Raw genomic sequence first — 6,035 nt, forward strand, 5'->3', positions numbered from 1 at the left:
TCTGCCTTTACTTGACGGATCCGCCGGTGATGCCGGCTGCGATGTACTTCTGGGCGAGGACGAGCAGGATCGCGGCCGGGACGGCCGACAGCACGGACGCCGCCATGACCGAGCCCCAGTCGCCGACGTGGGCGCCGATGTACTGGTAGATGCCCAGCGTGATCGGCTTCACGTCGTCCGTGGTGTTCAGCGTGAGGGCGAACATGAAGTCGCTCCACGCGTACAGGAAGGAGAACAGACCGGCCGTGATGAGGGAGTTGCGGCTCATCGGCAGCACCACCTGGACGAAGGTGCGGACCCGGCCCGCGCCGTCGACCTGCGCGGCCTCGATGACCTCCCTGGGGATGGCCACCATGAAGGAGCGCATCAGCACGATCGCGAACGGGATGCCGAGCGAGGCGTCGGCGAGCATCAGGCCGAAGTACGAGTTGACCAGCCCGAGGTCGACGTATGCGCTGTAGAGGGCGTTGGCGATGACGATGCCCGGCACCATCTGGGTGATGAGCGTGCCGAAGACGATCGCCTTGGTGCCGGGCAGCCGGAACTGGGCGAGCCCGTAGGCGGCGGGTGCGGAGATCGCCAGGCAGATGACCACGGCGCCGAGTGCGACGGCGAGCGAGGTCAGCAGGTTGGTGCCCTGTTCGGTGATGGCGGAGCTGAAGCCGGAGAAGTCGAGGCTGCTAGGGACCGGGTCCACCTCGAGCAGTCCGGACTCGGGCTGCAGCGCGGTGTTGACCATCCAGTACAGCGGGAACAGCATCACGCACAGGACGACGACGCCGAAGGCGGTGGCGCCCCAGCGGCGCCTGGGCTTGTTGACGGCCGTGGGCGGGACGGCGGCGGTGCGGGTGGTGGTCGCCATGCCGGTCACTTCCCCTCGTTGCGGTTGGCCCGCAGGTAGAACACCGCGAAGACGGCGGAGATCAGGATCAGGACGTTGCCGACCACGGCACCGGCTCCGAAGTCCAGCTGGACGAAGGAGTTCTGGTACGTGAGGGTGCCCAGGGTCTGGGTGGAGTCGGCGGGGCCGCCGTCGGTGAGGGCGAGGATCAGGTCGAGGATCTTGACGGTCGACATGAAGCCGAGCACCAGGACCACGGTGATGACGGGCTTGAGCAGCGGCAGGGTGATGGAGCGGAAGGTACGCCAGGCGGAGGCGCCGTCCAGCGAGGCCGCCTCGTAGAGCTCCTTCGGGATCTCCTGGAGGCCGCCGTAGAGGATCACCATGTTGAACGGGATGCCGATCCAGATGTTGACCAGGACGACTGCGAGCAGCGCCACGTTCGTGCTGGTCAGCCAGGGGGTGTGGCCCAGGCCGAAGAGGCCGAGGAACGAGTTGAGGACGCCGGTGTCCTGGTCGAGGATGCGCCGCCAGACGATGCCGGAGACGACCATGGGCACCAGCCACGGCAGCAGGATGAGCGAGCGGAGCAGGCCGCCCAGCGGGAAGTGGCGGTTGAAGAAGACCGCGAGGGCCAGGCCGATGCAGAACTGGCCGAGCAGCGAGCCGATCGTGAAGACGATGGTCTGCCACAGGGCCTTGCCGAACAGGTCCTCCTGGAAGACCTTCGTCCAGTTGTCGAACCCGTTGAACGGGGCCTTACCGGTGAAGAAGGTGGACGGGGAGTAGTCCTGGAAGCTCATCACGATGTTGCGGACGAGCGGGTATCCGAAGAACAGCACCATGAAGATCACCGCGGGGGCGACGAATCCCCACTGGGCGATCGACCGGCGGCGCTTGACGCTCGCGGGGCCGGCCTTCTTGCTGGTGGACCGGATGGTCTCCGGTACGGACGTGACGGGGCGGGAAGCAGCATTGGTAGTCGACATCTGTACGTACCTCAGTTCCCGCTCGCGACACGCTGCTGGGCCTTCTTCAGGACGGCTTCGCTGTCCTGGCCGGTGAGGGCCGCCTGGAAAGCGCTCTGCAGCGCCAGCGACACGGAGGACCAGCCGGCGCCGAGCTTGGCGGTGCGCGACCGGGCGGTGGCCACCTGGTCGGCCAGTGAGCTGAGCTCGGGAACCTTCTCGCGCCAGGTGTCCGCGGCCTTCTGGTTGGCCGGGATCATCCAGCTGTTCAGCGCGTAGGTGATCTCCTCCTGCTCGCTGGTCATGCAGGTGATGATCCGGGCGGACATCTTCTCCCGCTCGGTGTCACCGATGTTCGGGATGGTCAGCATGCCGCCGCCGAGCGGGCCCACGGAGTCGTCGCCCTTCTCGGGGACGGGGATCTGCGCGATGCCCCAGTGGAGGTCCTTCTTGGTGTTGAGGGTCTCCACCTGCCACGGACCGTTGATCATCATGGCGGCGTTGCCGGCCATGAACTGGTCGTTGACGTCCGCCTGGGTCCAGTTGACCGTGGACTTCGACAGCGAACCGTCCCTGATCAGGGCCTTCCAGTAGTCCAGCGCCTGGACAACCTCGGGGCTGTCCAGGTCGGTCTCGTCGCCGCCGTTGGACCACATGAACGGCGTGAACTGGTAGACGCCGTCCTCCGCGCCGCCCGCGCTCAGCGCGATGCCGTACTGGCCGCCCTGGGTGAGCTTCTTGGCGGTCTCGCGCATCTCGGCCCAGGTGGTGGGCACCTTCAGGCCCGCCTTGTCGAGGATGTCCTTGTTGTAGAACAGCGCAAGGGTGTTCACCGTGCGCGCGGCCCCGTAGTACGTGCCCTTGTAGGAGCCGTAGTCGACGATGCCCTGCGGGATGTCCTCGGTGGACACACCGAGCTTCTCGAGGTCCATCAGCCCGCCGGTCTCGGCGAACGTGGGCATCTCGGAGCCGTCGAACTGGACGATGTCCGGCAGCGACTTCGAGGACGCCATGCGCAGCGCCTTCGTCATGAGCTGAGCGGCCGGCACGCTCTGCTGCTCGATGGTCACGCCCAGCTGCTTGCTGCAGCGGGCGAGCGTGTCGCCGTCCCAGCGGTGGTACGACTCGTCGGTCGACGAGTTCAGAAGCGTGTAGACGTCGGCGTCCCGCTGCTGGCCGCAGCCGGTGAGCCCGGCGGTGGCGACGAGCGCGGAGACGACGGTGAGCGGGACCAGAGCCCGCCTGGAACGCCGCCGCGGTGGGCGCGCGGCGGCCTGAGGGTGTGCTGTCACGGTGGTGCCCTTGCGTGGGAGGAGTGCCGGCCTGCGGGGACGCCCGTGTCCCGGCGGGTGGGTGTCTGCGCGCGTGCGGCTCCGGCAGTTCTGCACGGCGCTGGGTCGACGGATGGAGGTCGACGAAGACCGAGCAGGCGACCGATCCGGCCCGGGTCTTCGTTTGTTTACATCGATTACTAATAGGTCATCGAAGCGCTTCGACACCAGACCCCAACGCTGATACGGTCGTCACAGTCAGACACGCTGCCTTGTGATAGAGGAGCAGAGCCGTAATCGAAGCGCTTCGACAGAGGGCTCCGACGCTGATAGCGTCGCCCCAGCCAGGGCACGCTGCCTTGTGATACGAGACCAGGGCCAGAGGCTGTCCATTGCCCTGCGATTTGTTCTGAGTACGACCAAACCCGCTGGCAGGAAGTCCGGGTACGCCACCACGCCACCCGAGAGGCGAGCGCCGTATGCCTCCTCGGCTGCACCTGCCGCGCCCAACCGAGGACGATCATGAAGTTCACCGACGGCTTCTGGCTCATGCGTGACGGAGTCCGCGCCTCATACGCCACCGAGGTGCGCGACGTGCGCGCCACCGCCGACCGTTTCACGGCGTACGCCTCCGTCAAGCGGGTGCAGCGCCGGGGCGACACCCTCAACTCGGCCCTGATCTCCGTCGACTGCTTCTCACCGGCCGAGGGCGTGATCGGGGTACGCGTCACGCACCACGCCGGACGGCGTCATCGCGGACCGGACTTCGAGCTGCCCGGAGCGGACCTGAACGGGGGCGCGGGACGCGTGCACCGCGACGGGCCGGTGACCGAGCTCGTCAGCGGCCCCCTCACGCTGCGGCTCGACACGGCGGCACCCTGGGCCTTGAAGTTCCTCGGCGAGGACGGCCGCGAACTCACCTCGGCCGGGCACCGGGGCATCGGCTTCGTCACGACCGGCGACGGCTCCCACCACATGCTGGCCCAGCTGGCCCTCGGTGTCGGCGAGAACGTCTACGGCCTCGGCGAGCGCTTCACCCCGTACGTGAAGAACGGCCAGATCGTCGACATGTGGCAGGCCGACGGCGGCACCAGCAGCGAGCAGGCGTACAAGAACATCCCCTTCTACCTCTCCTCGCGCGGCTACGGCGTCTTCGTCAACCACCCCGGCGCGGTCTCCTTCGAGGTCGGCTCGGAGTCGGTGGGCCAGGTGCAGTTCAGCGTCGAGGACCAGACGCTGGAGTACTACGTCGTCGCCGGGCCGTCGCCGAAGGACGTGCTCAGCCGGTACACGGCGCTGACCGGGCGTGCCGCGCTGCCGCCGGCCTGGTCGTTCGGGCTGTGGCTGACAACCTCGTTCACCACGTCGTACGACGAGAAGACGGTGACGTCCTTCGTGGACGGCATGGCCGAGCGCGGCATCCCGCTCACCGTGTTCCACTTCGACTGCTTCTGGATGCGCGAGTACCAGTGGTCCGACTTCGAGTGGGACCCGGAGGTCTTCCCCGACCCGGTCGGGATGCTCGCTCGGCTCAAGGAGCGTGGCCTGCGGATCTGCGTCTGGATCAACCCCTACATCGCACAGAAGTCCGCGCTCTTCGACGAAGCCGCCGAGAAGGGCTACCTCGTGCGCACGGCCGACGGCGACGTCTGGCAGTGGGACCTGTGGCAGGCCGGCATGGGCCTGGTCGACTTCACCAACCCGGAGGCCTGCGCCTGGTTCCAGTCGAAGCTGAAGGTCCTCCTTGACCAGGGCGTCGACGGATTCAAGACGGACTTCGGCGAGCGCATCCCCACCGATGTGGTGTGGCACGACGGCTCCGACCCGGAGCGCATGCACAACTACTACACCCAGCTGTACAACCGCACCGTCTTCGAACTCCTGGAGAAGGAGCGCGGCCAGGGCGAGGCCGTCCTCTTCGCCCGCTCCGCCACGGCCGGCGGACAGCAGTTCCCCGTGCACTGGGGCGGCGACTGCTGGGCCTCCTTCGAGGCCATGGCCGAGTCGCTGCGCGGCGGCCTGTCCCTTGGCCTGTCCGGCTTCGGGTTCTGGAGCCACGACATCGGCGGGTTCGAGGGCACGCCGGACCCGGAGGTCTTCAAGCGCTGGCTGGCGTTCGGCCTGCTGTCCTCGCACAGCCGCCTGCACGGGTCGTCGTCGTACCGGGTGCCGTGGGAGTTCGGTGACGAAGCGGTCGACGTGGCCCGGCAGTTCACGCTGCTCAAGCACCGGCTGATGCCGTATCTGTACGGTGCCGCCGTCGAGGCCCACCGCACCGGCGTCCCCATGATGCGGCCGATGCTCCTGGACTTCCCCCAGGACCCGACGTGCCGCACCCTCGACCGCCAGTACATGCTCGGCCCCGACCTGCTCGTGGCACCCGTCTTCACCGCCGCGGGCGATGTCGAGTACTACCTGCCCGAGGGCACCTGGACGCATCTGCTGACCGGAGAGACGGTCACCGGCCCGGTGTGGCGTACCGAGCAGCACGGCTTCGACAGCCTGCCGCTGTACGTGCGCGAGGGCGCCGTGCTCGCGCTCGGCTCGGACGACCAGCGCCCGGACGGCGACTGGCTGGACGGCCTGACTCTGCGCGTCCACCCCGCCGACTCCCCCGCGTACGAGGCCGAGGTCACGGTCCCCGACCACACCGGCGCCCCCGCGGCGACGTACCGCGTTGTGCGCGAGGACGAGGTGCTGCGGGTCACCGCGCACGGCACGGACAGGGCGTTCCGTGTGGAGGTGCCGGGTGGTGCCTCGGCGGAGGGTGCGGGCGAGGTGGTTGTGCGCCTGGGCTGAGGCCCGGGTTGAACCTCTGCTCTGACCGGGCCCACCGGTCAGAGCAGAGCCGCCCGGTCAGGGCAGGTTGCGTGCCATGACGATGCGCTGGACCTGGTTGGTGCCCTCGTAGATCTGGGTGATCTTCGCGTCGCGCATCATGCGCTCCACCGGGTA

5 protein-coding genes are annotated in these 6,035 nt (G+C 68.1%); 1 reads left to right on the plus strand and 4 read right to left on the minus strand.

The genetic code is table 11. The features are described 5' to 3' along the window. Positions 1–7: 7 nt before the first annotated feature. Genes ABT009_RS44965 through ABT009_RS44975 form a run of 3 tightly spaced genes read right to left on the minus strand, consistent with a single transcriptional unit; the run spans position 8 to position 3,101 of the window. Positions 8–862: a carbohydrate ABC transporter permease gene (locus ABT009_RS44965; protein ID WP_351308418.1), complete on the minus strand. Its 855-nt coding sequence runs from the start codon at positions 860–862 to the stop codon at positions 8–10. 5 nt (positions 863–867) lie between these two features. Next, complete coding sequence (locus ABT009_RS44970) at positions 868–1,830, minus strand: carbohydrate ABC transporter permease (RefSeq protein WP_351308420.1); 963 nt, start codon at positions 1,828–1,830, stop codon at positions 868–870. Between the two features lie 11 nt (positions 1,831–1,841). Then, the gene (locus ABT009_RS44975) at positions 1,842–3,101 is read right to left on the minus strand and encodes an ABC transporter substrate-binding protein (protein ID WP_351308423.1); all 1,260 of its coding nucleotides are present in this window, start codon (positions 3,099–3,101) and stop codon (positions 1,842–1,844) included. A gap of 501 nt (positions 3,102–3,602) precedes the next feature. Here ABT009_RS44975 and yicI point away from each other — a divergent pair. Continuing rightward, the gene (yicI, locus tag ABT009_RS44980) at positions 3,603–5,879 is read left to right on the plus strand and encodes an alpha-xylosidase (RefSeq protein ID WP_351308425.1); all 2,277 of its coding nucleotides are present in this window, start codon (positions 3,603–3,605) and stop codon (positions 5,877–5,879) included. A 57-nt stretch (positions 5,880–5,936) separates the two neighbouring features. Here the strand turns inward: yicI and ABT009_RS44985 are convergent. Continuing rightward, positions 5,937–6,035, minus strand: a 99-nt coding sequence (locus ABT009_RS44985) for an acyl-CoA dehydrogenase family protein (protein WP_155525297.1), incomplete at its 5' end; no start/stop codon positions are given.

Origin of the sequence: Streptomyces sp. NPDC002896 (assembly GCF_040295225.1) — a bacterium.
Taxonomy (GTDB): domain Bacteria; phylum Actinomycetota; class Actinomycetes; order Streptomycetales; family Streptomycetaceae; genus Streptomyces.